The sequence below is a fragment of the Alistipes putredinis DSM 17216 genome (assembly GCF_000154465.1).
Lineage (GTDB): Bacteria > Bacteroidota > Bacteroidia > Bacteroidales > Rikenellaceae > Alistipes > Alistipes putredinis.
Genome location: NZ_DS499575.1, coordinates 885 through 1,519, shown reverse-complemented (window position 1 = coordinate 1,519; position 635 = coordinate 885). Strand labels below are relative to the sequence as shown.

The 635-nt window shown below is 36.7% G+C and carries 3 protein-coding genes; all 3 read right to left on the bottom strand.

What is annotated here, in order from left to right; translation table 11 throughout:
• The coding region (locus ALIPUT_RS13085; RefSeq protein ID WP_222703786.1) for a hypothetical protein at positions 1 to 257 on the bottom strand (257 nt) is incomplete at its 3' end.
• 7 nt (positions 258 to 264) lie between these two features.
• Positions 265 to 474 (bottom strand): hypothetical protein, encoded by a 210-nt coding sequence (locus tag ALIPUT_RS00075; RefSeq protein ID WP_147554493.1) that lies wholly within the window; start codon positions 472 to 474, stop codon positions 265 to 267.
• On the bottom strand, positions 443 to 635 hold a 193-nt coding region (locus ALIPUT_RS13080), incomplete at its 5' end, for a hypothetical protein (RefSeq protein ID WP_222703785.1). The genes ALIPUT_RS00075 and ALIPUT_RS13080, both read right to left, overlap by 32 nt.

The following is a 635-nucleotide window of genomic DNA, read 5'->3' as shown; positions in this document are numbered from 1 at the left end:
CATTTATACGGCCGTGACTCGCCTGTGGTGGATTCGATTAAAAGTAATTTACTGATTTTTTGCATTGCAATCCAAGTCCATTCAAAAATAGTGTGTCCCCAAAATTGAGAGGCGCAAATAGATATGATAGCTAATGCAATAGCCCAATGCGCTTCGCGCCTACTTATTTTTAAATTGCGAAGTTCTAAATTATCCCGTTCTTCTTGTTTGCGTTGTTCGTTATAGATGACTGCACATCCTCCCTGGTCTTTACACACTGATAAATTAGCCGCAGCTTTTAACCATATTCCACCCCCCCCCTTTTATTTCAATGACCATATGATCTTCAAGAACGCGCAGTATTCGCATCCGTTGTTCTTCATTTGGGATTAATGTTTTGACGGCATCCATATTAAAATAGGCCGGATTTCTTGATAATTCATTTAGAAAAACGTCGGCAATGTTAATGTCTCCTTTTTGTAGTTTGGCTATCATAAGGTTCATTGAATAGTAATTCAATCTGAAATTTGCATCGGCTCCTATTTTTTAACTCTTCTTTGAATGCTTTATTATCAGGTGTCTGAATTACAATATATTTTTGTAATTCATTGATATACATTATTTTAGCTCCGATTTTTATGGGGGGGGGGATTTTT

Coding starts and splice junctions, on each gene's coding strand:
- ALIPUT_RS00075 (WP_147554493.1), bottom strand. CDS start 474: ATGATAGCCAAACTACAAAAAGGAGACATTAACATTGCCGACGTTTTT.